Origin of the sequence: Mesorhizobium sp. AR10, from assembly GCF_024746795.1 — a bacterium.
Lineage (GTDB): Bacteria > Pseudomonadota > Alphaproteobacteria > Rhizobiales > Rhizobiaceae > Mesorhizobium.
On the sequence record NZ_CP080524.1, the window covers coordinates 3,838,331 to 3,861,549 of the forward strand.

A 23,219-nucleotide genomic window follows, 5' to 3' on the forward strand; every position below is an offset into this window, starting at 1 on the left:
CATGATCCCCAAAAGTGGGAACCGGTTTTTGCTGCGCTGACCTTCGGTTCGGAAGAGATCATGCTCAAAACAGAAACATAGAGCCCCATCCCGATTCCATCGGGATGGAACAGGCTCGGGGTCCGGCGCCCAATTAATCAGGCAACCAGACAGGGTTAGGAATTTACCTTAATCCAAGCGATTCGGCAGCTTGGTTAAGAAACTGTTGATTTCCATAAGCTATTGCGCAAATGTGAAGCCATAGACGGAGCCGGCGCGAGGATGGATTGCCGGATCGATCCGAAAAATACCCCATGATGCTCAGGTCCGCCGCATCTCCTGGGTCCGTGGGGTCGGCCGGCCGGCGCTGGCACATAGTGGCCTCCTCGTACCGCTGCCAAACGCCGACCGGCCCCCTTTGCCAAAGACATCATGACTCTGCGTCAAGCACCGGAAATTTGGTCCTTTTCGCGCCTTGAAACAAAAACGCCGCCCACTGGGCGGCGTTTTTGTATGCGGAAGGAAACCGGATTACTTGATCTTGGTTTCCTTGAACTCGACATGCTTCTTGGCGACCGGATCGTATTTGCGGAACGACAGCTTGTCCGTCTTGGTGCGGCTGTTCTTGCTGGTCACGTAGAAGAAACCGGTGTCGGCGGTCGACAGAAGCTTGATCTTGATGTTTGCGGCTTTGGCCATGATATCAGTCCGTTATGTTCGTGGGGTTTTGGCCGCTGGAGCACGGGGAAACACCCGGACGCGGGAAACTTGGCGCGACACATAAAGAACGCGCCCGGAAAGTCAAGCCCGCGTGGCTTCGCCGCAAACATCCGAGCCGGTTGGCAGTCTGAAATGGCCCATTGGGTCAGGCATCTTCCCTGACCGGAGAAGCAGCCTTCTTCCAGTCGCCCGTCGTGTTCCACCAGCGGTTCGGGTTGGAGCTGTCGTCGAGGCCCTTGGAGCGGCTGGCAAGGATCGGTTGGATGCGGATCACCGGCTCCTGATAGCTGTGCACCTGATATATCGCTTCGACGATGCGGGCGGCCAGCCTCTGGTCATCAGGCAGTTCGAACGACACCTCGACCGTACCCGGGCGTCTGCGCAACTCCGTCTCGGCGCCGGCAGCGGCACCTTCCAACGGACGATAGCGCTCGATACCGTCCGCCGACTGATAGGCATTGCTGTCGTATTTACCCATGCGCAATGGTGCTATCGCGGTTATCGCTTCCATGATGCGGTCGACATCGGCTGCCGGTGCTTGAAAGGTGACAAGCAGCAGCAATTCCATCCGCACGGAGGTTGTTTCAAAGCCGCTATCGATCATGTCATATCTCCCTGCTCGTGGTGCTTTGGAGCAGGGTATAATCTGACGCTGCTGACATGGTGATGTCAGCAGTGTCGTGCTTTGCGGCGTTTAACCAAGCTGTTTTAGAGAATCTTGCGGACGAGCCTGACGCCGACCAGGACGATATAGGCGCCGAAGAACAACCCGAGCGACCAGCCGAAACCGGACGGTCCGAACAAGTCCATGCCGATGCCGATCGCCTGTGGGCCAAGCACCATGCCGACCCCGTAGCACAGCACGAAGGCGGCGTTGGCGGATGCCAGTTCATGACCCGAAAGCTTGGAGCCCAAATGGGCGAGGCCGATCGTATACATGGCCGCGACGACACCGCCCCAGACGAACAGAAGTGCGGCCATCAAATGCCAGTTCTGCGCGAAGTGCGGCATGAAGATCGTGCCGGCAAGCCCGACGATGGCGCAGACCAGAAGCAGATAGCGGCGGTCGCTGACGCGGTCGCTGACCATGCCGAGCGGAATCTGCAACAGCACGTTGCCGAGGCCGATCATGGTCAGCAGCAGGGCGGCGTCGGCTTCGGAGTAGCCGATGCGGTTGCCATAGATCGGAAACAGCGCGAAACCGCCGGTCTCGACCGCGCCGAACACCAGCACCGCGGCGGTCGCTGTTGGCACCATCCAGATGTAGCGCAGGAAGTTGCTGGTTTCGCCATCGGAAACGATCGTCGGGCTCTCCTTGCGCGCCGCCAGCACCGGAATGGCAGCCAGCGTCACCAGAACGATGATGACGCCGAAGGGCAGGAAGCCGGCGCTGCCGAGATGGGCAAACAGCCACGGTCCCGCGGCAAAGCCGAGCGACAGCACGGTGGCGTAGATACCAAGGACCAGGCCGCGCCGGTGCGGCGGCGCCGACGTGCTGATCCAGAACTCCGACAGGATGAACAGCACCGTCAGCGCAATGTGCAGCAGGATGCGCAATGGAAACCACATCCAGAAATCCGGAGCGAAATGGAAGCCGACAAAGGCGAGCGCCCCTACGGCAATCATGGCGAGCATGGTCCAGGCGACGCCGAACCGCATGGCAAGCGGCGTGGCGAGCGGAGCCCCGGCGATCGAGGCGAGGCCAGCGATTGCAGTGTTGAGGCCGATCATCGTCGCCGAATGGCCGCGGCTTTCGAGGATGACGCTGAGCAGCGGCATGCCGAGGCCGATGGCGATGCCGACGACGCTGATCGACGAGATCGCCGCCACCATCGGCAGCCAGTGTACGCGTTCGTCGCCCTGTTGCTGGGTATCGACCGTCATGAGATGCCTGAATACCTATGCTTGTATCGTTTCGCGGACGAAGCGGTTGTGGACAAGCCGATAAAACGGCACGGAACCACCGGGGCGCAGAAGTGGATCATGGGCGAGCCGAATTTCCAGACCCTCCAGAATAGCCCTGGTAATGTCAGGAACATCAGCTTGCTTGGCCTTGGCAAGCGGCAGCCAGACCAGTTCTTCCAGTTCGTTGGTTGGACCGCCATCCGCCAATTCGACGGCGACATCGCTGCGCCAGGCGCTGAGGAAGCGGGTGTCGAAACGGCGCACCCGGTTTGGCGGGGTGATGGCACGCGCGATGAAGCGCAGCGCCGCCAGCGAAGGTGTCACGCCGTGCTCGACAAAACCCTGCCAGTCTCGCCTGCTTGTCGCGAAAGCGCCTTTCTGGCCAATGAGCAGGCCTGCTTCCTCATAGGTTTCGCGGATCGCCGACAGCGCAATGGCGCGGGCGCGGACCAGGCTGGTGCGGCCAACACCTGCGGTCAAATTCGCTTCTTCCTGCGGGTGCAAGGCGGTGGCGACGGGAATACGGCTGTCGGCCGGATCGGTGCGGCCACCGGGAAAGACGAATTTCCCCGGCATGAAGGCGTGACGGGCATGGCGCCGGCCCATCAGCACCAGAAACTCATCGCCCTTCCGGTCGAGCAGGATCAGAGTCGCGGCGTCACGCGGGCGCATCGGCTTGGCGTCACGCGGGGTCTCGCTCCGCCCCGCCTTGTCGACGTCCGCTCTGGTCATCGCGTCCATACGCTCGAACTAGCGGAATCTTCTCGCGAGGGAAAGTGGCGTTCAGCCATGGAAGATTGCGCCAGCTGCGGTTTCAAGCCTGGGGATGATGATCGATCGTATCGTCCTGGCCGCCGAAGCCGTGCATATAGAGCGCCCATTGCAGGCCGATGACAGCGCCCTTGACCGGTTGCAGGAGGGCTACCGCGAGAAGGATGGTCAGCGGCACCCAGATGGCAATGTGCTGCCAGAGGGACAAAGTGGAGGTCGCCTCGACACCCATGAAGGCGCCGAGAACAATATGGCCAACGATGACGATCACGAGATAGGCGGGAAGGTCGTCCGCGCGATGGTGATGAAGTTCCTCGCCGCAGAAATCGCATTTGTCGACGGTCTTGGTGAAGCCGCGAAACAGCTTGCCCTCGCCACAGTGCGGGCAGCGGCCGAGCAGGCCGCGCTTCATCGCCGTCCATAGCGGGCGGGCAACCCGGCCCGAATGATGTTCGCCACCGAAAACCGGTTGTTCAATGCCTAGTTCTTTTTGCATCATCGTCTCCTGCCGCGCGCGCCTGGACGCGATTGCGACGCGCGGGCGCGGCCTTTGGCCTTGTGAAACGACCGTTTGGAGCCGGGTAGCGGCTTCGGGTCGGTCAGCATCTCGAAGCGCATCGCGCCGGCCATCGGCGCCACCTCGATAAGGCGGACCTCGACACGGTCGGCAAGCTGATAACCCTTGCCGGTGCGCTCTCCGTAAAGCGATCGGGCCGTTTCATCGTATATATAGTAGTCGCCGCCCAGAGTTGACACCGGGATGAAACCATCTGCGCCAAATTGTGGCAACTGGACAAATAGTCCCGATTTGGTGACCCCGGAAATGCGCGCGTCAAAACGATCGTCGATGCGTTCGGCGAGATAGGCGGCGATCAGCCGGTCGACCGTATCGCGCTCCGCGGCCATGGCGCGACGCTCGGTGCCGGAGATCAGCACGGAGACGTCTTCGAGCCGTGCTTCCTCATCCTGCGTCAACCCGCCCGGACCAAAGCCAAGTGCTGCTATCAACCCGCGATGCACGATCAGGTCGGCATAGCGGCGGATCGGCGAGGTGAAGTGCGCATAGCGTTTCAGGTTGAGGCCGAAATGGCCGATGTTCTTGGGCGAATATTCGGCCTGGCTTTGCGAGCGCAGCACCACTTCGTTGACCAGCCCCTCATTGTCGGCGCCGCGCACGCGTTCCAGAATTCCATTGAACTGGGCGGGCCGCATCTGGGCGCCGCGTGCCAGCGACAGGCCGAGCGTCTGCAGAAACTCGCGCAGCGATTCCTGCTTGGCCAGCGAAGGCGCGTCGTGGGCGCGGTAGACCAGCGCCTGCTTCTTCGCCTCCAGCGTCTCGGCCGCGGCGACATTGGCCTGGATCATGAACTCTTCGATCAGCTTGTGCGCGTCGAGCCGCTCCGGGACGATGACGCGATCGACGGTGCCGTCCTCCTTGAGCACGATCTTGCGCTCTGGCAGCTCCAGTTCCAGCGGCTGGCGGGCGTCGCGGCCCCGTTTCAGGATGACGTAGGCGCCCCACAACGGCTTCAGCACGGTGTCCAGGATCGGGCCGGTCTTGTCGTCGGGCGCACCATCGATCGCGGCCTGAGCCTGCGGATAGGCGAGTTTTGCCGTCGACTTCATCATGATGCGGTGGAAGGAATGCCTGAGCTTGCGGCCATCGGCCGCGAAAGTCATGCGGACGGCCAGCGCGGGACGATCCTGGCCTTCGCGCAGCGAACAGAGATCGTTGGAAATGCGCTCCGGCAGCATCGGCACGACGCGATCGGGGAAATAGACCGAATTGCCGCGCTTCAGCGCCTCGCGGTCAAGTGCTGTGCCATAGCGGACATAGGCGGCGACATCGGCAATCGCCACGGTGGCGACCACGCCGCCGGGGTTCTTCTCATCCAGGTCGGGCGTTGCGAACACTGCGTCGTCATGGTCCTTGGCGTCGGCCGGATCGATGGTGACCAGCGGCAGGTCGCGCCAGTCCTCGCGGTGATCCATCGTGGCCGGCTTCACGGCCTCGGATTCGGCGATGACATCGGTCGGAAAGATGTGCGGAATGTCATGGGCGTGGATGGCGATCATCGAGACCGCCTTTTCGCTGGTCAGCGACCCCAGGACGTTGAGCACCTTGGCTCTGGGCAACCCGTAGCGGGAGGCGCGCGCGGGCTCGACCTCGACCAGATCGCCGTTTTTGGCGCCGTTCTGGAATTCCTTGTCGACGGTCAGTTCGGGCTGGCGGCGCTCCACCGGTTCGATGCGGAAGGTGCCGTCCTGCAGAATGCGAAAGATACCGAGAACGGCATCGGTGCGCTTCTCGAAGATCTTCATTACCCGCCCGGTATAGGCGGGGCCGGTCGCCTCATTGGTCGGGAAGGTCTTGGCCAGAACGCGGTCGCCGATGCCGGGCGCCGGGCCATTGCCGCCGCGTGACACGCGGATCGAGACAACGGGCGGCTCGCCGCTGCCGACGGATTCGGCGGGATGCGCCAACAGGATGCCGTCGCCGTCGCGGCCAAAAATGTCGAGCACGGCGACATGGGGCAGGGCGCCGACGCGGGCGAGCTGCTTGCGCCCCTTGGTCAGCAGGCCCTCGTCCTGCAGGTCACGCAAAATGTCCTTCAGCCAGATGCGGTCGTCGCCGCGCAGCGCAAACGCCTTGGCGATTTCGCGTTTTCCGGCGCGATCCGGATTTTCGGCGATGTAGCGCAGGATTTCGTCGCGGGACGGGCGGTAGTCGTCCTTGACCTTGGCGCGGGTATCGGCCGTGCGCGGATCGCCGTGGGTTCTACCGGTGATCCTGCGCGCCACGCTCTTATCCCTTTTTCTTGGCCGCCGGCTTTTTGGCCGCCGCCTTCTTGGTTGCCGTTTTTCCGGGTGCTTGGGCCTTGGCCGCCGCCGCCTTGCGGAACGGCTTCTTGCCGCCGCCGCCCTTGGCTTCCTTCTCGGCAATCAGCGCCAGCGCGTCCTCGATGGTCACCGACTGCGGGTCCCTGCCCTTGGGCAGCGTCGCGTTGACCTTGCCGAAGTTCACGTAGGGTCCGTATTTGCCATCGCGCACCACGATCTTGCCGCCGCCGTCAGGGTGGTCGCCAAGTTCCTTCAAGGCAGCTGGCGTGCCGCCGTTGCGGCCGCCCTTACCCTTCAATTGCTTCTCGGCAATCACCGACACGGCGCGATTGAGCCCGATCGAAAACACCTCCTCGATGCCTTCGAGATTGGCGTAGGTGCCGTCATGCAGAACGAAGGGACCATAGCGGCCGAGCCCGGCGGAGATCATCTTGCCGGATTCCGGATGCTTGCCGACGTCGCGCGGCAGCGACAGCAGGGCGAGAGCCTTTTCGTGGTCGATGGACTCGACCGTCCAGCCCTTGGGCAGGCTCGAGCGCTTGGCTTCCTTGCCGTCGCCGCGCTGCAGATAGGGACCGAAGCGGCCGCTGCGCAGTGTGATCTCCTCCGCGGTGTACGGGTCCTTGCCGATCACCTTGGTGCCGTCGTCGCCATTGCCGTTCTCGCCATTGGGGTTGGCGGCATCGCCGAGTTGGCGGGTGAAGGAGCATTCGGGATAGTTCGAGCAGCCGACAAAGGCGCCGAACTTGCCGAGCTTCAGAGACAGGTTGCCGCTGCCGCATTTAGGGCAGATCCGGGGGTTCGAACCGTCTTCTCGCGCCGGAAACACCAGCGGCGCCAGTTCCTCGTTCAGCGCATCGAGCACGTCGGTGACGCGCAGTTCCTTGATGTCTGCGACCGCGCCGGAAAAATCCTTCCAGAAATCGCGCAGCACATCCTTCCAGGCGAGCTTGCCGTCGGAGATCTCGTCGAGCTTTTCTTCGAGCGAGGCGGTGAAGTCATACTCGACATAGCGTCGGAAGAAGCTTTCGAGGAAGGCCGACAACAGCCGGCCCTTGGCCTGCGGCACCAGCCGGCGCTTGTCGAGGGTGACGTAGTCGCGGTCCTCGAGCGTCTTCAGGATTGCCGTGTAGGTCGAGGGACGACCGATGCCGAGTTCTTCGAGCTTCTTGATCAGCGAGGCTTCCGAGTAACGCGGCGGCGGTTCGGTGGTGTGCTGGGTGGCGTTGATCGCTTCGCGGGCAAGCTGCTCGCCGGCACGGATCTCGGGCAGACGGCGGCTTTCCTCGTCTTCCGCATCCTCGTCCTTCTGGTCGGTGTAGGCGGCGATGAAGCCGTCGAAACGAACGACCGAACCGATGGCGCGGAGTTCCGCCGTGCGCGGCCCGTTGACCGCCTCGATCTCGACGGTGGTGCGTTCGATCTCGGCCGGCTGCATCTGGCTGGAGATGGCGCGTTTCCACACCATCTCGTAGAGCCGTGCCTGGTCGGCATCGAGATATTGCCTGACCGAAGCCGGGGTGCGCATGAAATCAGTCGGGCGGATCGCCTCGTGCGCTTCCTGGGCGTTCTTGGCCTTGGTCGTGTAGAGGCGCGGCGTATCCGGCAGATATTTTGGGCCGAACTCCTTGGCGATCGCATCACGCGCAGCAGTGATCGCCTCCGGCGCCATCTGCACGCCGTCGGTTCGCATATAGGTGATCAGGCCGGTGGTCTCGCCGCCGATCTCCATGCCTTCATAGAGCCGCTGTGCCACTTGCATCGTGCGGTTGGCCGAAAAGCCGAGGCGCGAGGACGCGGCCTGCTGCAGCGTCGATGTGGTGAAGGGCGGGCCCGGATTGCGCTTGGTCGGCTTGGCTTCGACCGACACCGCCTTGAAGGTGGCGCCGTCGAGCATCGCCTTGATGTCATCTGCCTGCGCCTTGTTGGAAATATCGAGCTTCTGCAGCTTCTTGCGGTCGAAGGCGGTCAGCCGCGCTTCGAAATTTTCCTTGCGCGGCGTGCCGAGGATGGCGGCGATCTGCCAATATTCTTCGCGGACGAAACGCTCGATCTCGGATTCGCGGTCGCAGACGAGGCGCAGAGCCACGGACTGGACACGGCCGGCCGAGCGGGCGCCCGGCAGCTTGCGCCACAGGACGGGAGACAGCGTGAAGCCGACGAGATAGTCGAGCGCGCGGCGGGCGAGATAGGCATCGACCAACGGACCGTCGATCTGCCGCGGATTGGCCATCGCTTCCAGCACCGATGTCTTGGTGATGGCGTTGAAGACGACGCGGCTGACCGGCTTGTCCTTGAGCGCGCGCTTCTGCTTCAGCACTTCCAGGACATGCCAGGAAATGGCTTCGCCCTCGCGATCCGGATCGGTGGCGAGGATGAGGCCGTCGGCGTCCTTGACCGCCTTGGCTATGTCGGCCAGGCGCTTGCCCGAGGCGGTGTCGACAGCCCAGGACATGGCAAAATCTTCATCCGGGCGCACCGAGCCATCCTTGGCCGGCAGATCGCGGACGTGGCCGAACGAGGCCAGAACCTTATAGTTCTTGCCGAGGTACTTGTTGATTGTCTTTGCCTTGGCCGGCGATTCGACGACGACGACGTCCATGAGGTCTCATATCAGCTGTGGTGCGGCAGAAGAATTCCGCTGCGCGCGACGAAATCTCGTATGATTTGTCGCTCACATGGCCGCGCTTTTGCATCCGGTCAAGGGGAAGCGCCCAAATTGCCGGGATGTCCGCAGCAATACACTCTTAGAGTGTATGGAGAAAATCACAGAATCTTGGGAAGGGCAGGTTCGCGCTTCGAGTCGCAGCAAACGACTCGGGGTTACGTCGCCGGCCGGTTCGTGCAAGTCAGGCTGGGTGCATACGGACCGAGCGTCACGCTATGCAAACATAAGCTGGCCGCCGGGGCGCTTGGAGGGATTTCCGGCAGCCAGCCGATTTCCCGCCGATCAGGCGGGAATGAGGTTCGAAGATCAGTCGGCCTTGACGACGTGCCAGACCTCGCCGACGCCGTCGCCGGTCATATCGCCGGCCTTCTTGTCCTTGATGAAGGTGTAGACCGGCTTTCCGTCATAGGCCCACATCTTGGTGCCGTCGGTGCGGTCGACAACGCTCCATTCGTCATCCGCCTTTGCGTCGGCCTCGGCCTTCAGCGGCGGCCAGTTGGTGGCGCATTTGTCGTAGCAATTGGTCTTGCCCTTCTCGTCCTTGTCATAAGTATAGAGTGTCATGCCGTTGGCATCGGTATAGATCTTGGTGCCTCCGACCTCGGCTTCCTTCCACGCATCGGCGGCGAAGGATGCGGCGGTGCTGAGCAAAAGCGCGGCCAATCCGACTGTGATCGTTTTCATGGAAATCTCCCTGGGTGATCGAGAAGCGCGCGGAAAATCGCGGCCTCCTGTATCAACGCTGCCCGGCTGCCCTTTCTTCCCGGCCAATCCCGGGCGAAGCGACGACTTGCCACGCGATGGTGATTGGCGGACCAGTGGGGTCGCGGCTATATGGCAGCGCAAGCATCAGGAGACGGGAATGGCATTGGACATCGGCTATGTCAGCGCGATCGGGGCAGGGGCGCTCTCGTTCCTGTCGCCTTGCGTGCTGCCGCTGGTGCCGCCTTACCTCTGCTACATGGCCGGCGTGTCGGTCGACGATTTCCGCGGCGAGGCTGGCGCCACGGCAAAGCCCGGCGCACGCGGCGCGCTGCTCTATTCCTCGATGGCTTTTGTTCTCGGCTTCTCCACCGTGTTCGTGGCGCTCGGCGCCGGCGCCTCGACCATCGGCCATTGGCTGCGCGTCTGGCAGGAGCCGCTGGCGATGGCCGCCGGCGTGCTGATCATCCTGATGGGCCTGAATTTCCTCGGCATCTTGCGCATCCCGCTTTTGTCGCGCGAGGCGCGCTTCCAATCGCAAGGCAAGCCGGCCAGCGTTGTCGCCGCCTATGTCATGGGACTGGCCTTCGCCTTCGGCTGGACACCGTGCATCGGCCCGGTGCTGGGGCCGATCCTGACGCTGGCCGGTGGCCGCGAGACGGTGGGCGAGGGCGCGCTGCTGCTCGCCGCCTATTCGCTTGGGCTCGGCATTCCGTTCCTGATTGCCGCGCTGTTTTCCGGCGCCTTCATGCGCTTTCTCTCGAAATTCCGCGTCCATCTCGGTCGCGTCGAAAAGGCCATCGGCGCGCTGCTGGTCGTCGCCGGGGTGTTTTTCCTGACTGGCGGCGTGCAGGCCGCATCTTATTGGCTGCTGGAGAATTTTCCGCTGCTGGGGCAGTTGGGGTAAGTGCTCAAAAGTGGTTGTCAGGACTACCTGGCTACTAAGTGTGATCGACCTTTCGATCCCAAACACCGGTAACGATCCCTTCAAGTGAAGATTGGTCGAAGAATTCATTGTTGGTGTCTATCTCAATGCGAGCTCTAGATTCCAGCGAGCTGGAATATGCATTGCTATAAAACTGCTCATAGGACGTTGAGATCGCTCCGGCCATGATTCCTTCTACACTGAGTGACGGAGGGTTGTTGTGACGCATTCCTACAACGGCGGTAGACGGACTAATAGGCAAATAAACCTCGAACCAGTCGCTAGAAATTCCGATCAATGAGCATATTGCCCCATTTTCTGTGCGCGAAAATACCCCGCTATCGCCGAGCACAAATCTATTGGCTGCGTCCGTTACGACGCACCATTTAAGCGGCCGTACGCTATCCGGGCATTTTCCGCCTGAGGTCAAAAATTGTTCGAGCCCTTTATTGTGACCCTCATCGATAGCGGTGCTAGCCTTGAATACTTCGGAAAAATTCCTGAAGCCATCTTGCATAATACCGGTCAGTGCCCCGGAGGCAATTACCTCACGAGCTAGCCGAACACGCTTCAGAAATTCTGGGTCGTTTTTCAGTTGAAGGCGTTGAAATACATTCAATCCAGCCGTCATCTCAGCTATCTTTTTCTCAAGCTCCTTATCCGCCATTTGCTTATAAAAGGCCTGAGCTTTGTCGCTCGTTGATCGCTCCGCCATCAGGTCTATCGCGGCGGTAAAGCCTCCTCGAAGGCGCTCTCGCAAAGCCCGGGTCCGAAATGCGAGGATCCAGAATAGGTCTCCTAGTTGGCTTTCGTGCCTATCGAGAATCTCCCCCTTAGAGGTTATTTCTTTAAAAATTTGCCCATTTTTTCCTTCTGTTATTGCAAGTAAATCCTCCAGTCTGTCGTCGTCCTTCCCGTAGAAATTGCTGGATGATCCCACCCATTTCGTGTTCTTGCACTCAGCGTCTTTCCCATTCGTATATACCCAGATGTAGTGCTTCCCGGGCTTTTTTGCTGGGGGAGGGCAACTGAAATATTTCAATTGAAATTCAGAGATAAAGTGATTGTTCTCTTTTTGCTTCTGCATATTAAAACTCGGACTTCTTTTCTCGCCGATACGATGTGACCATATCCGAGTGGGTTGCGCCCGTCTCGCGCCGGGGGGTCGTATCAGCCCAAATTTGCATCTGTTCGGATCTATCGACTTAGGGACAGGGCCTTAAGGTCAGTTTTGCAGCTGCTCCGCCATCTCACCGGAATTTAACCGCATTGGTGCAGCATGCGCGCCAATGTTAGATAGTCCCGATTCCTGATCCCTTCCATACGGTTGCCATCCATGAGCCAGAGATCCTGCCTGTCCGTCATCCTCGCCGCCGGCGAAGGTACGCGCATGAAGAGTGCGCTGCCGAAAGTGCTGCACCCCATCGCCGGCCTGCCGATGGTCGCCCATGTCGTGAAGGCGGCCGAAGCCGCCGGCGCCGGCGACCAGGCGCTGGTGATCGGCCACGGCGCCGACGAGATGCGCAAGGCAGCGGCAAAGTTCGCACCGAAGGCCGAGACCTTCGTGCAGGAAAAGCGCCTCGGCACCGCGCACGCCGTGCTGGCGGCACGTGCAGCGATATCAAGGGGTTACGACGATGTGCTGGTGATGTTCGGCGACACGCCGCTGATCGACCCGGATGCGCTGACCGTAGCGCGGCTGAAGCTGGCGGAAGGTGCGGCAGTCGTCGTCATCGGTTTCCGTACACCCAATCCGACCGGTTACGGCCGGCTGATCGAAAAAGGCGACAAGCTAGTCGCCATCCGCGAGGAAAAGGACTGCTCCGAGGAGGAGAAGAAGATCACCTTCTGCAATGGCGGGCTGATGGCGGTTGCCGGCAGCCAGGCGCTGAAGCTGCTCGACGCGGTTGGCAACACCAACGCTAAGGGCGAGTACTATCTGACCGACATCGTCGAAATTGCCAGCGCGCAAGGCCTCGATGTCGTCGCCACCGAGGCCAGCTTCGAGAATGCGCTCGGCATCAACAACCGGGCCGAACTTGCCGAGGCCGAAGGCATCTGGCAGACGCGCCGGCGGCGCGAGGCGATGCTCTCTGGGGTGACGTTGATTGCGCCCGAAACCGTGTTCTTCTCGCACGACACCGAGATTGGCGCCGACACTCTCGTCGAACCCAATGTCTGGTTCGGGCCGGGCGTGAAGATCGCCACGGGCGCCAAGATCCATGCCTTCAGCCATATCGAAGGCGCCACCGTCGCGTCGAATTGCGATGTCGGGCCGTTTGCGCGGCTGCGGCCGGGCGCCGACTTGAGGCAAAAGGCCAAGGTCGGCAATTTCTGCGAGGTCAAGCAGGCTGTCATCGAGGAAGGCGCCAAGGTCAATCACCTGACCTATATCGGCGATGCCCGCGTCGGCGCGGGCGCCAATATCGGCGCCGGCACCATCACCTGCAACTATGACGGCTATTCAAAATTCTTCACCGACATCGGTGAGGGCGCCTTTGTCGGCTCGAATTCCTCGCTGGTGGCGCCTGTTACCATCGGCAAGGGCGGCTACATCGCCTCGGGCAGCGTCATCACCGAAAGTGTGCCCGACGACGCGCTGGCCTTCGGCCGCGCCCGCCAGAAGACGATCCCCGGCAAGGGCAAGGAACTGCGCGAGCGTTTTGCCTCGGCTGCGGCGGCGAAGAAAAAGTGAATATTTTCAGATCGTACGCCTGAAAAAACTGAACGATTGCAGTAACCGGATTGCAAGAGCGGTCTGGCATGGTGCATCGATGCAAGACCGTCCCGGCTGAAACGGGACGAAACGCAATGTGACTTTCGCGGCAGGCCGGCCATCCCTAGATAGCGCTGGTTTTCCGTGGGGAATCGGGGGCAAGCGGCCATGTGCGGTATCGTTGGAATTGTCGGCCACTCGCAGGTTGCGCCGCTCATCGTCGATGCGCTGAAACGGCTGGAATATCGCGGCTATGACTCCGCCGGTGTCGCCACCATCGAACATGGCCAACTCGGTCGCCGCCGCGCCGAAGGCAAGCTGATCAATCTCGAACGTCTGCTGAAGAACGAGCCGCTCGACGGCACGATCGGCATCGGCCACACACGCTGGGCGACGCATGGCGTGCCGAACGAGACCAACGCGCATCCGCATTTTTCCGACGGCGTCGCCATCGTCCACAACGGCATCATTGAGAATTTCGCCGAATTGCGCGAGGAGCTGATCCGCGACGGCTATTCTTTCTCGTCGCAGACCGACACCGAGGTCGTCGCGCATCTGGTGGCGCGTGAACTGGCCAAGGGGCTGAAGCCGGTCGAGGCCGCGCACCAGGCGCTGAAGCGGCTGGAAGGCGCCTTTGCGCTGGCCATCATGTTCAAGGGCGATGAGGATCTCATCGTCGGCGCCCGGAACGGCCCGCCGCTGGCTGTCGGCCATGGCGATGGCGAGATGTTTTTGGGCTCGGACGCCATTGCGCTAGCGCCTTTCACCAATTCCATCACCTATCTGGAAGACGGCGATTGGGCCGTGGTGCGCCGCGACGGCGCCACCATCTTCGACATCGACGGCAAAAAGGTTGCCCGCAAGCGCCAGCAGTCGCTCTCGACCAGCTTCATGGTCGACAAGGGCAACCGGCGCCATTTCATGGAGAAGGAAATCCATGAACAGCCCGAAGTGATCTCGCACACGCTGGCGCATTATGTGGATTTCGTCGGCGGGGTCTCGAAGCCGCTCGACCTGCCCTTCGACTTCGCCAAGATCGGCCGGCTGGCGATTTCGGCTTGCGGCACCGCCTATCTCGCCGGGTTGATCAGCAAATACTGGTTCGAGCGCTATGCGCGGCTGCCGGTCGACATCGATGTCGCCTCGGAATTCCGCTACCGCGAAATGCCGTTGTCGGCGAATGACGCCGCCTTCTTCATCTCGCAATCGGGCGAGACCGCCGACACGCTGGCCTCGCTGCGCTATTGCCGCAAGGCCGGCATGAAGATCGGCGCAATCGTCAATGTGCGCGAATCGACCATGGCGCGCGAATCCGATGTGGTGCTGCCGACGCTGGCCGGCCCCGAGATTGGCGTCGCCTCGACCAAGGCCTTTACCTGCCAGCTCTCGGTGCTGGCGTCGCTTGCGGTGCGCGCCGGCGTGGCGCGCGGCACGATCTCGAAGGAAGAGGAAAAGACGCTGGTGCGCGCGCTTTCGGAAGCGCCGCGCTACGCCAACCAGGTGCTCAAGCTCGAAGAGCAGATCGAGCGCATCGCGCGCGAAATCTCGCGCTACAAGGACGTGCTCTATCTCGGCCGCGACACCAATTTTCCGCTGGCCATGGAAGGCGCGCTGAAACTCAAGGAAATCTCCTATATCCACGCCGAAGGCTATGCCGCCGGCGAGCTGAAGCATGGGCCGATCGCGCTGATCGACGAGAATATGCCGGTCATCGTCATCGCCCCGCATGACCGCATTTTTGAGAAAACCGTGTCGAACATGCAGGAAGTGGCGGCGCGCGGCGGCAAGATCATCCTGATCACCGACGCCAAGGGCGCGGCGCAGTCGAGCGTGAAGACGATGGAGACGATCATCCTGCCCGACGTGCCGGAAATCATCTCGCCGATCATTTATGCGCTGCCGATCCAGATGCTCGCCTATTTCGCCGCCGTGTTCATGGGCACCGACGTCGACCAGCCGCGCAATCTGGCGAAATCGGTGACGGTGGAATAGGCGTTCTTTAAAAACTTCGCAGTTCCAAAGCGCCTTCCGGTTCACTAATGTCGCGCTGCAACCCGCGCCCCGGTGAACCATGTCCGATGCTCCAAGAACTTCCGGCATGACCCGGCTGAGGAATTATTTCCTGACGGGCTTTGTCGTCTGTGCGCCACTTGCGATTACCGCCTACATCGCCTGGTCGTTCATCGGCTGGGTTGATTCCTGGGTGAAACCCTACATTCCGGCACGCTACAGCCCGGACACCTATCTGCCGGTTCCGGTTCCGGGGTTTGGCCTGATCGTTGCCTTGGTCCTCATCACTTTGATCGGTTTCATGACCGCCAACATCGTCGGCCGCGCCATCGTCAACTTCGGCGAGCGCCTGCTCGGCCGCATGCCGCTGGTGCGCGGCATCTACGGTTCGCTGAAGCAGATTTTCCAAACCGTGCTGTCGAACAAGGGCGACATGTTCCGCCAGGTCGGGCTGGTCGAGTATCCGCGCAAGGGCGTCTGGTCGCTGGTCTTCGTCGCCAGCGAGAAGGAAACCGAGATCAACCAGAAGCTCGACCAGGAAGGCGATCCGCTGATTGCGGTGTTCATGCCGTGCACGCCGAACCCGACCACCGGATTCCTAATGTATGTGCTGAAATCCGACATCGTGCTGCTCGACATGACGATCGAGGACGGCGCCAAGTTGATCGTCTCGGCCGGACTGGTGGCGCCGGAGCTCAAGACGAAGCTGGTGACGGTGAACGGCGAGCCTATCGCCGGAAATCTCGCCAACCCGTCGCTCGGCGCCTTGCCTCAGCCGGCGCGCAAGAGCCGCACGGCCTCGTCGCGGCCGAACAGATAAAGCAGCAGCCGCAACGCTGCGCCGCGTTCGGACTGCAGGTCCGGATCGCGCGACAGGATCAGCCGGGCGTCGTCGCGGGCGGCTTCCAGCAGGTCGGCATGCGCCTCGAGGCGCGCCACCTGGAAGCCCGGCGTGCCGGACTGGCGGGTGCCTAGCAACTCGCCTTCGCCACGCAGTTTCAGATCTTCCTCAGCAATGCGGAAGCCGTCTTCCGTCTCGCGCATCACCGACAGACGGCGCTTTGCCGTCTCGCCGAGTGGATCCTTGTAGAGCAGCACACAGGATGACGGCTTGTCGCCACGCCCGACCCGCCCACGCAGCTGGTGCAACTGGGCAAGGCCGAAACGCTCGGCATGTTCGATGACCATGATCGTCGCGTCCGGCACGTCGACGCCGACCTCGATGACCGTGGTGGCGATCAAGATACGCGTGTCGCCCTGCTTGAAGGCGCGCATCGCCTCGTCCTTTTCGGCACCCTTCATGCGGCCGTGGACAAGGCCGATGCGGTCGCCGAACAGCGGCTCGAGCGAGGCAAAGCGGTCCTCCGCCGACATCAGCTTGATCTCTTCGGATTCCTCGACGAGCGGACAGATCCAGTAGATCTTCTGGCCGTCGGCCACGGCGTCGACCATGCGGCCAACCAGTTCGTCGAGCCGTTCGAGAGGCAGCGTGACGGTGCGGATCGGCTGGCGGCCGACCGGTTTTTCGGTCAGCTTCGACACGTCCATGTCGCCGAAGGCGGTCAGCACCAGCGTGCGCGGGATCGGCGTCGCCGTCATCACCAGCATGTCGGGCGCATCACCCTTGGCGGTGATCGCAAGTCGCTGGTGGACGCCGAAGCGGTGCTGCTCGTCGACGACGGCGAAGACGAGGTCGTGGTAGGTCACCGTCTCCTGGAACAGCGCATGGGTGCCGACGACGATGTCGATTTCTCCGCTTGCCAGACCGGCAAGCGTTTCACTGCGCTCGCGGCCCTTTTCGCGGCCGGTGAGAATGGCGATGCGCAGACCGGCATGTTCTGCCAGAGGCGCGATGGTCGCGAGATGCTGGCGCGCGAGGATTTCGGTCGGCGCCATCAAGGCGGCCTGGCCGCCAGCCTCGACGGCACGCGCCATGGCGAGCAGCGCGACCACCGTCTTGCCGGAACCGACATCGCCCTGCAGCAGGCGCAGCATGCGTTCGGGATCGCCGAGGTCGGCGTTGATTTCGGCAAGCGCCATCTCCTGCGAGGCGGTTAGCGAATAGGGAAGGGCCGCGCGCAGCCTTTCGACGATGCGGCCGTCGCCGACGAGAGGCCGGCCGGACAGGCGGCGGACCTTTGCCCGCACCAGCGCCAGCGACACTTGGCCCGCCAATAATTCGTCGTAGGCAAGCCGCCGCCACGCCGCGCCGTCGATCGAGACATCGATCGGATCGGCCGGATTGTGGATGCGGGCGAGCGCATCGCCGAACGCCGGGAAGGTGCGGCGCCGCATGAACGCGTCGTCCTGCCATTCCGGCAGCACCGGCAGCCGGCCGAGAGCCTGGCCGATCGCGCGGCGCAGCACTTTTCCGGAGAGGCCAGCCGTCAGCGGATAGACCGGCTCGACCAGCGGCAGGTTTTCAGCCTCGCTGGCCAGCGCGATGTGGTCGGGGTGGACCATGGACGGGCGACCGTTGAACCATTCCATGCGACCAGACACCACGACATGCTCGCCCACGGGCATGGCCTTTTCGAGATAGGAGGCATGGGCATGGAAGAAGGTCAGCCCGATCTCGCCGGTGTCGTCATGGGCATAGACACGGTACGGCACCGACCTGTTGCCGCGCGGCGGCGGCTGGTGGCGGTCGATGCGCACGTCGAGTGTGACGATCGCGCCTTCGGCCGCAAGCGCAATGCCCGGCCGGTTGCGGCGGTCGATGACGGTGTGCGGCAGCACGAACAGAAGGTCGCCGGCGCGCGCGGCGCGATCGCCAAGATCGGCTGCCACGACCTTCTCGATCAGCGCGCCGACCTTCGGCCCGACGCCGGCAAGCGAGGTGATCGGGACGAATAGCGGATCGAGGATGGAAGGTCTCATATGTGGGAGACCGCGCTATGGGGGGGCCCAGTCCTGCCCCCCTCTGTCCTGCCGGACATCTCCCCCTCCAGGGGGGAGATTTGCTGTCGCGTCTGGTTTCGCCAATCTCCAGCGCTGCAAGATGGGCGGTGAGGCCAAAACTGCCAATCTCCCCCCTTGAGGGGGAGATGTCCGGCAGGACAGAGGGGGGTGCTAGCGCCGATGTTGTCAGGAATGTTCGTCACGCCGGGATGTTAGACACCCACGGGCCTGTTGCAAGGCTGACACCGCTCTCTATCCACGCTATATGCGCCGCTTCAGGCAAGGAAGCGGCACGATGACCGGAACGACACGATCAAGCGAGGGGCTCGACGCCCGCCGCCGCAAGCTGCTGTTTCGCTCCTGGCATCGTGGCATGCGCGAGATGGACCTGATCCTCGGCAGCTTCGCCGATGCCGAGATCGGCGCCTTGACCGACGACGAAATCGACCAATATGAACACCTCCTCGATATTCCCGACACCGAATTCCTGCCTATGGTCACCGGCGAACGTCCGATTCCCCGGAATATCGACTGTGCCGTCCTGCAAAAGATCCTGGCCTCGCGCCGGGCGATGACATTCTGAAAACGTGATTCCATGAGCTTGATCCCCACCATCGGCCTGCCGAAAGGTCGCGCCGGCCAGTTCATCGTCGATGGCGTCGCCGACGGCTACGAGGCCTTCGCGCTGGTGCAGGCAGCGCTTGAGATCGCGCCGGACAAGCCGGTGCTGTTCGTGGCGCGCGACGGCCAGCGCCTGCCGTCGATCGTCGAAGCGCTCGCCTTTGCCGCGCCCGGCCTGCCGGTGCTCGAACTGCCGGCCTGGGACTGTTTGCCCTACGACCGTGTTTCACCCGGCTCCGATGCTGCTGCCAAGCGACTCGATGCGCTGACGGCAATGATTGCTCTGGCCAAGAAGCCGCACCGCGCCGTCATCCTCACTACCGCCAATGCGTTGCTGCAGCGCATTCCGCCGGCAGGTCTGGTCGAGGCGCAGACCTTTCACGCCAAGCCAGGCAACCAGATCGACATGAACGCGCTGGTGTCACGGCTGGAAACGTCCGGTTTCGAGCGGGTGCCGACCGTGCGCGGTGTCGGCGAGTTCGCGGTGCGCGGCGGCATTCTCGACCTCCTGGCGCCCGGCTGGACCGAAGCACTACGACTCGATTTCTTCGGCGACACGCTGGAATCGATCCGCGTCTTCGACGCCGCCACCCAGCGCACCACCGGCCAGCGCAAGTCGATGGCGCTGCAGGCGATGAGCGAAGTGGCGCTGACGCCGGAGACGATCAGCCGCTTCCGCCGCTCCTACATCGAAGCCTTTGGCGCGCCCTCGCGCGACGACGGGCTCTATGCCGCGGTCAGTGAGGGAAGGCGCTTTGCCGGCATGGAGCACTGGCTGCCGTTCTTCTACGAGCAGTTGGAGACGGTGTTCGACTACTTGCCCGATACACCTGTGATCTTCGACCACCTGGCGCATGAGGCGCTGGCTGAACGCCACACGCTGATCCTCGATCACTACGAAGCGCGCAAAAAGCAGGCTGACGGCGCATTGAAGGATGCCGTGCCCTACAAGCCGGTACCGCCGGACCCGCTTTATCTCTCGCCCGAGAATCTCGTGGCGTCGCTCGGGCCGCGCGAAGCGATCGACTTCACGCCTTTCGATGCGCCCGATGCCGGCGCCAAAAAAGTCTATCATGCCGGCTCGCGCCATGGCCGCAGCTTCGTCGAGGAGCGTGCCGACCCCAATGCCAACGTCTTTGACGTCGTCGTAAGACATATCGCCGACGAACGCGCCGCGCGCCGCCGCATCGTCGTTGCCGGCTGGACCGAGGGCTCGCTCGACCGGCTTGGCCAGATCCTGGCCGAGCATCATCTGGGCAACCTCAAGCAGGTCGCGACGCTGGCCGAGGCGGAAAAGCTCGAGCCGGGGCAGGCGGCACTCGCCGTACTGCCGCTCGAATCCGGCTTCGAGACCGAAAAACTGGTCGTCGTCGCCGAACAAGACATTCTCGGCGACCGGCTGATCCGGCGCTCGAAGCGCAAAAAGCGTGCTTCCGACTTCATCGCCGAGGCCTCATCGCTGTCGGCCGGCGATATCGTCGTCCATGCCGATCACGGCATTGGCCGCTTCATCGGGTTGCGCACCATCGAGGCGGTCGGCGCGCCGCACGACTGTCTCGAAATCCACTATGCCGGTGACGACCGGCTGTTCTTGCCGGTGGAAAACATCGAGCTTCTGTCGCGCTACGGCTCTGACACAGCCGAAGCCTCACTCGACAAGCTTGGCGGCGGCGCCTGGCAATCGCGCAAGGCGCGGCTGAAGAAACGCCTGCTCGACATGGCCGGCCAATTGATCCGCATCGCCGCCGAGCGGCAGATGCGTGCCGCACCCGCGCTGGTGCCGGCGGACGGCCTCTATGGCGAGTTCGCCGCCCGCTTCCCTTATGAGGAAACCGACGACCAGCAGACAGCCATCGATTCGGTCAAGGACGATCTGGCGGCCGGCAAGCCGATGGACCGGCTGATCTGCGGCGATGTCGGCTTCGGCAAGACCGAAGTGGCGCTTCGCGCCGCTTTCATCGCGGCCATGGAAGGCTTTCAGGTTGCGGTGGTGGTGCCGACGACATTGCTGTCGCGCCAGCACTTCAAGACGTTTTCGCAGCGCTTCTCGGGCCTGCCGATCCGCGTCGGCCAGGCCTCGCGGCTGGTCGGCGCCAAGGAATTGGCCGAAACCAAGAAAGGCATCGCCGAGGGCCAGGTCGACATTGTCATCGGCACGCATGCGCTGCTCGGCGCCTCGATCTCGTTCAAGAATCTCGGCCTGCTGATCATCGACGAGGAGCAGCATTTTGGCGTCAAGCACAAGGAGCGGCTGAAGGACCTGAAGACTGACGTCCACGTTCTGACGCTGTCGGCGACGCCGATCCCGCGCACGCTGCAACTGGCGCTGACCGGCGTGCGCGAACTGTCGCTGATTGCCACGCCGCCGGTCGACCGCATGGCGGTGCGCACCTTCATCTCGCCTTTCGATCCGCTGGTCATCCGCGAGACGCTGCTCAGGGAACGCTATCGTGGCGGCCATTCCTTCTATGTCGTGCCGCGCATCAGCGATCTCGCGGAAATCCATGATTTCCTGCGTGAATCCGTGCCGGAGCTGAAAGTGGCGGTGGCCAATGGCCAGATGCCGCCGGGCGAGCTCGACGACATCATGAACGCCTTCTATGACGGCCAGTACGATGTTCTCTTGTCGACCACCATCGTCGAATCCGGCCTCGATATCCCGACCGCCAACACGCTGATCGTGCATCGCGCCGACATGTTCGGCCTGTCGCAACTCTATCAGTTGCGCGGCCGCGTCGGCCGTTCGAAGGTGCGCGCCTATGCGCTTTTTACGCTGCCGGCCAATCGCAAGCTGACCGACACTGCCGAGCGCCGGCTGAAAGTGCTGCAGTCGCTCGACACACTGGGCGCCGGCTTCCAGCTCGCCAGCCACGATCTCGATATCAGAGGCGCCGGCAATCTTCTCGGCGAAGAACAGTCCGGCCACATCAAGGAAGTCGGCTTCGAGCTCTATCAGCAGATGCTGGAAGAGGCGGTTGCCGAGGTGAAGGATTCCGGCGAAGTGCAGGATGGCGGCTGGTCGCCGCAGATCGCCGTCGGCACGGCGGTGATGATCCCGGAGAGCTATGTTCCGGACCTGCAACTGCGGCTGGCGCTCTACCGCCGCCTCGGCGATCTCGAAAACACCGAGGAGATAGACGCCTTCGGCGCCGAGCTGATCGACCGTTTCGGACCGCTGCCGGAGGAAGTGAAGCACCTGTTGAAGATCGTTTTCATCAAGGCGCTCTGCCGCAAGGCTAATGTCGAAAAGCTCGACGCCGGGCCGAAGGGCGTCGTCATCCATTTCCGCAAGCGCGAGTTTTCCAACCCCGTCGGGCTGGTCAAGTTCATCGGCGAGCAGGGTTCGCTGGCCAAGATCCGGCCGGACCACAGCGTCGTCTTTACCCGCGACTGGGCGACGCCTGAAAAGCGGCTGGCAGGGTCCGCGGTCGTCATGACGCAACTGGCAAGGTTGGCGGAGAAAGCGGCCTAGTATCGCTGACCTGTGCTTTTCGGGCGGAAGCTGGTCACCGCTACTCATGATCTGTGTGGAAAGGAAATAGTAACTGACGCGCAGGGATCAGGCTGCGTCCGTCGGACAGATGTGCGACGATTGGAGCCATTGAAGTATTTCGGCCAACGGATTGAGATGGTCTTGCAACTGGTCAATGCCGGAAGCTGAAGGGGAACGACCATGGACCCTCGAACCTTCGATGAATATTGGCTCGGTTATCTGGCCGGCCATTCCCGGACTTCCACACGGCTTGTCCACTATCTCGGCCTGTTTTTCGCCCCGATAGCCGGGGTCGCCGCATCGTTCCTTGTTGTCTGGTGGGCTTTCCTCGTCATCATTCCTTTCTTCTATTTCGCTGCCTTGCTCACCCATCCTTTCCTCGAGCACAACAGCAACAAAACCTTCGCGGACCGGCCGTTGTGGAGCGCCATCGCGCTGCTTCGCATGCTGGCGCTCGACCTGACGGGTGGCCTCGGCCGTCAACTCCGGCGATTGGACGGGGTCGCTCGACAGGCATGACGAATGCAGTCAGCGCCATCTGCGCAGCGATCCTTTTGCTTGCAGCGGGATTTCACTTCTATTGGGGATTCGGCGGTCGTGTCGCTGCAGGCGTGGCGCTGCCGCAACGCGAAGACGGCAGTCCAGCAATCGAGACCGCGGCCTTCGGCGCCATTGCCGTCGGCCTCGTGCTGGCGGTGGTGCTTTTGCTCGTCTTTGCCCTCGTGGGGATGATCCATCTGCCGTTGCCGCAATCGTGGCTGAGGGCAGGGGGCATCCTTTGGGCGGTCATCTTCACCGCGCGGGCGCTGAGTTGGTCCAGATATGTGGGCTGTTCAAGCGGGTCAGGACGACGCGTTTTGCCAGATATGATACATGGTTCTACAGCCCGCTATGCTTGGTGCTGGGGCTGGGTTTCTTCTATCTGGCGCTGACAGACACGGTGCAATGATCCCCGAGCCGCCATTCG

General features: G+C 62.4%; 17 protein-coding genes and 1 pseudogene. 8 read left to right on the forward strand and 10 right to left on the reverse strand.

Annotated elements, in window-relative coordinates:
- Positions 1-510 precede the first annotated feature (510 nt).
- From rpmG to LHFGNBLO_RS22060, 8 genes are all read right to left on the reverse strand, one after another.
- The gene (gene rpmG / locus LHFGNBLO_RS22025; protein WP_006201775.1) at positions 511-678 is read right to left on the reverse strand and encodes a 50S ribosomal protein L33; all 168 of its coding nucleotides are present in this window, start codon (positions 676-678) and stop codon (positions 511-513) included.
- 166 nt (positions 679-844) lie between these two features.
- Positions 845-1,303, reverse strand: a complete 459-nt coding sequence (locus LHFGNBLO_RS22030) for a hypothetical protein (RefSeq protein ID WP_258601454.1) — start codon at positions 1,301-1,303, stop codon at positions 845-847.
- 104 nt (positions 1,304-1,407) lie between these two features.
- A complete protein-coding gene (locus LHFGNBLO_RS22035; protein ID WP_258601455.1) occupies positions 1,408-2,583 on the reverse strand; it encodes an MFS transporter in 1,176 nt (391 codons plus the stop codon).
- A 15-nt stretch (positions 2,584-2,598) separates the two neighbouring features.
- Positions 2,599-3,345, reverse strand: coding sequence for an NUDIX hydrolase (locus tag LHFGNBLO_RS22040; protein WP_258601456.1), 747 nt, complete (start codon positions 3,343-3,345; stop codon positions 2,599-2,601).
- 73 nt (positions 3,346-3,418) lie between these two features.
- Entirely contained in the window at positions 3,419-3,871 is a 453-nt protein-coding gene (locus LHFGNBLO_RS22045) for a DUF983 domain-containing protein (protein ID WP_258601457.1), read from the reverse strand.
- Complete coding sequence (gene rnr, locus LHFGNBLO_RS22050) at positions 3,871-6,177, reverse strand: ribonuclease R (protein WP_258601458.1); 2,307 nt, start codon at positions 6,175-6,177, stop codon at positions 3,871-3,873. The genes LHFGNBLO_RS22045 and rnr overlap by 1 nt, the downstream gene beginning before the upstream one ends.
- Positions 6,178-6,181: 4 nt before the next feature.
- The gene (gene topA / locus LHFGNBLO_RS22055; RefSeq protein WP_258601459.1) at positions 6,182-8,818 is read right to left on the reverse strand and encodes a type I DNA topoisomerase; all 2,637 of its coding nucleotides are present in this window, start codon (positions 8,816-8,818) and stop codon (positions 6,182-6,184) included.
- A 372-nt stretch (positions 8,819-9,190) separates the two neighbouring features.
- On the reverse strand, positions 9,191-9,568 hold the full coding sequence (locus LHFGNBLO_RS22060) for a hypothetical protein (protein ID WP_258601460.1): 378 nt from the start codon (positions 9,566-9,568) through the stop codon (positions 9,191-9,193).
- A 178-nt stretch (positions 9,569-9,746) separates the two neighbouring features.
- Here LHFGNBLO_RS22060 and LHFGNBLO_RS22065 point away from each other — a divergent pair, with 178 nt between their 5' ends.
- Entirely contained in the window at positions 9,747-10,493 is a 747-nt protein-coding gene (locus tag LHFGNBLO_RS22065; protein ID WP_258601461.1) for a cytochrome c biogenesis CcdA family protein, read from the forward strand.
- Positions 10,494-10,527: 34 nt separating this feature from the next.
- Here LHFGNBLO_RS22065 and LHFGNBLO_RS22070 read toward each other — a convergent pair whose 3' ends face one another.
- Complete coding sequence (locus LHFGNBLO_RS22070; protein WP_258601462.1) at positions 10,528-11,598, reverse strand: DUF4238 domain-containing protein; 1,071 nt, start codon at positions 11,596-11,598, stop codon at positions 10,528-10,530.
- A gap of 249 nt (positions 11,599-11,847) precedes the next feature.
- Here LHFGNBLO_RS22070 and glmU point away from each other — a divergent pair, with 249 nt between their 5' ends.
- From glmU to LHFGNBLO_RS22085, 3 genes are all read left to right on the forward strand, one after another.
- Complete coding sequence (gene glmU, locus LHFGNBLO_RS22075) at positions 11,848-13,206, forward strand: bifunctional UDP-N-acetylglucosamine diphosphorylase/glucosamine-1-phosphate N-acetyltransferase GlmU (RefSeq protein ID WP_258601463.1); 1,359 nt, start codon at positions 11,848-11,850, stop codon at positions 13,204-13,206.
- 189 nt (positions 13,207-13,395) lie between these two features.
- Positions 13,396-15,219 (forward strand): glutamine--fructose-6-phosphate transaminase (isomerizing), encoded by a 1,824-nt coding sequence (gene glmS, locus LHFGNBLO_RS22080; RefSeq protein WP_258601464.1) that lies wholly within the window; start codon positions 13,396-13,398, stop codon positions 15,217-15,219.
- A 79-nt stretch (positions 15,220-15,298) separates the two neighbouring features.
- Positions 15,299-16,057: a DUF502 domain-containing protein gene (locus tag LHFGNBLO_RS22085; protein ID WP_258601465.1), complete on the forward strand. Its 759-nt coding sequence runs from the start codon at positions 15,299-15,301 to the stop codon at positions 16,055-16,057.
- Here the strand turns inward: LHFGNBLO_RS22085 and recG are convergent.
- Positions 16,009-18,117 (reverse strand): ATP-dependent DNA helicase RecG, encoded by a 2,109-nt coding sequence (gene recG / locus LHFGNBLO_RS22090; RefSeq protein WP_258601466.1) that lies wholly within the window; start codon positions 18,115-18,117, stop codon positions 16,009-16,011. The genes LHFGNBLO_RS22085 and recG overlap by 49 nt on opposite strands.
- 316 nt (positions 18,118-18,433) lie before the next feature.
- Between recG and LHFGNBLO_RS22095 the strand changes: the two genes are divergently transcribed.
- The 4 genes and pseudogenes from LHFGNBLO_RS22095 to LHFGNBLO_RS22110 all read left to right on the forward strand — a co-directional run bounded on the left by LHFGNBLO_RS22095 (position 18,434) and on the right by LHFGNBLO_RS22110 (position 23,201).
- Complete coding sequence (locus LHFGNBLO_RS22095) at positions 18,434-18,721, forward strand: succinate dehydrogenase assembly factor 2 (RefSeq protein WP_258601467.1); 288 nt, start codon at positions 18,434-18,436, stop codon at positions 18,719-18,721.
- 12 nt (positions 18,722-18,733) lie between these two features.
- On the forward strand, positions 18,734-22,231 hold the full coding sequence (gene mfd, locus LHFGNBLO_RS22100) for a transcription-repair coupling factor (RefSeq protein WP_258601468.1): 3,498 nt from the start codon (positions 18,734-18,736) through the stop codon (positions 22,229-22,231).
- A gap of 201 nt (positions 22,232-22,432) precedes the next feature.
- Complete coding sequence (locus LHFGNBLO_RS22105; protein WP_258601469.1) at positions 22,433-22,771, forward strand: DUF962 domain-containing protein; 339 nt, start codon at positions 22,433-22,435, stop codon at positions 22,769-22,771.
- Positions 22,768-23,201, forward strand: a pseudogene (locus LHFGNBLO_RS22110) (DUF3995 domain-containing protein). Before LHFGNBLO_RS22105 ends, LHFGNBLO_RS22110 begins: the two are co-directional and overlap by 4 nt.
- The last annotated feature ends 18 nt before the right edge of the window (positions 23,202-23,219 follow it).

Coding starts and splice junctions, on each gene's coding strand:
- rpmG (WP_006201775.1), bottom strand. CDS start 678: ATGGCCAAAGCCGCAAACATCAAGATCAAGCTTCTGTCGACCGCCGAC.
- LHFGNBLO_RS22030 (WP_258601454.1), bottom strand. CDS start 1,303: ATGATCGATAGCGGCTTTGAAACAACCTCCGTGCGGATGGAATTGCTG.
- LHFGNBLO_RS22035 (WP_258601455.1), bottom strand. CDS start 2,583: ATGACGGTCGATACCCAGCAACAGGGCGACGAACGCGTACACTGGCTG.
- LHFGNBLO_RS22040 (WP_258601456.1), bottom strand. CDS start 3,345: ATGGACGCGATGACCAGAGCGGACGTCGACAAGGCGGGGCGGAGCGAG.
- LHFGNBLO_RS22045 (WP_258601457.1), bottom strand. CDS start 3,871: ATGCAAAAAGAACTAGGCATTGAACAACCGGTTTTCGGTGGCGAACAT.
- topA (WP_258601459.1), bottom strand. CDS start 8,818: ATGGACGTCGTCGTCGTCGAATCGCCGGCCAAGGCAAAGACAATCAAC.
- LHFGNBLO_RS22060 (WP_258601460.1), bottom strand. CDS start 9,568: ATGAAAACGATCACAGTCGGATTGGCCGCGCTTTTGCTCAGCACCGCC.
- LHFGNBLO_RS22065 (WP_258601461.1), top strand. CDS start 9,747: ATGGCATTGGACATCGGCTATGTCAGCGCGATCGGGGCAGGGGCGCTC.
- LHFGNBLO_RS22070 (WP_258601462.1), bottom strand. CDS start 11,598: ATGCAGAAGCAAAAAGAGAACAATCACTTTATCTCTGAATTTCAATTG.
- glmU (WP_258601463.1), top strand. CDS start 11,848: ATGAGCCAGAGATCCTGCCTGTCCGTCATCCTCGCCGCCGGCGAAGGT.
- glmS (WP_258601464.1), top strand. CDS start 13,396: ATGTGCGGTATCGTTGGAATTGTCGGCCACTCGCAGGTTGCGCCGCTC.
- LHFGNBLO_RS22085 (WP_258601465.1), top strand. CDS start 15,299: ATGTCCGATGCTCCAAGAACTTCCGGCATGACCCGGCTGAGGAATTAT.
- recG (WP_258601466.1), bottom strand. CDS start 18,117: ATGAGACCTTCCATCCTCGATCCGCTATTCGTCCCGATCACCTCGCTT.
- LHFGNBLO_RS22095 (WP_258601467.1), top strand. CDS start 18,434: ATGACCGGAACGACACGATCAAGCGAGGGGCTCGACGCCCGCCGCCGC.
- mfd (WP_258601468.1), top strand. CDS start 18,734: ATGAGCTTGATCCCCACCATCGGCCTGCCGAAAGGTCGCGCCGGCCAG.
- LHFGNBLO_RS22105 (WP_258601469.1), top strand. CDS start 22,433: ATGGACCCTCGAACCTTCGATGAATATTGGCTCGGTTATCTGGCCGGC.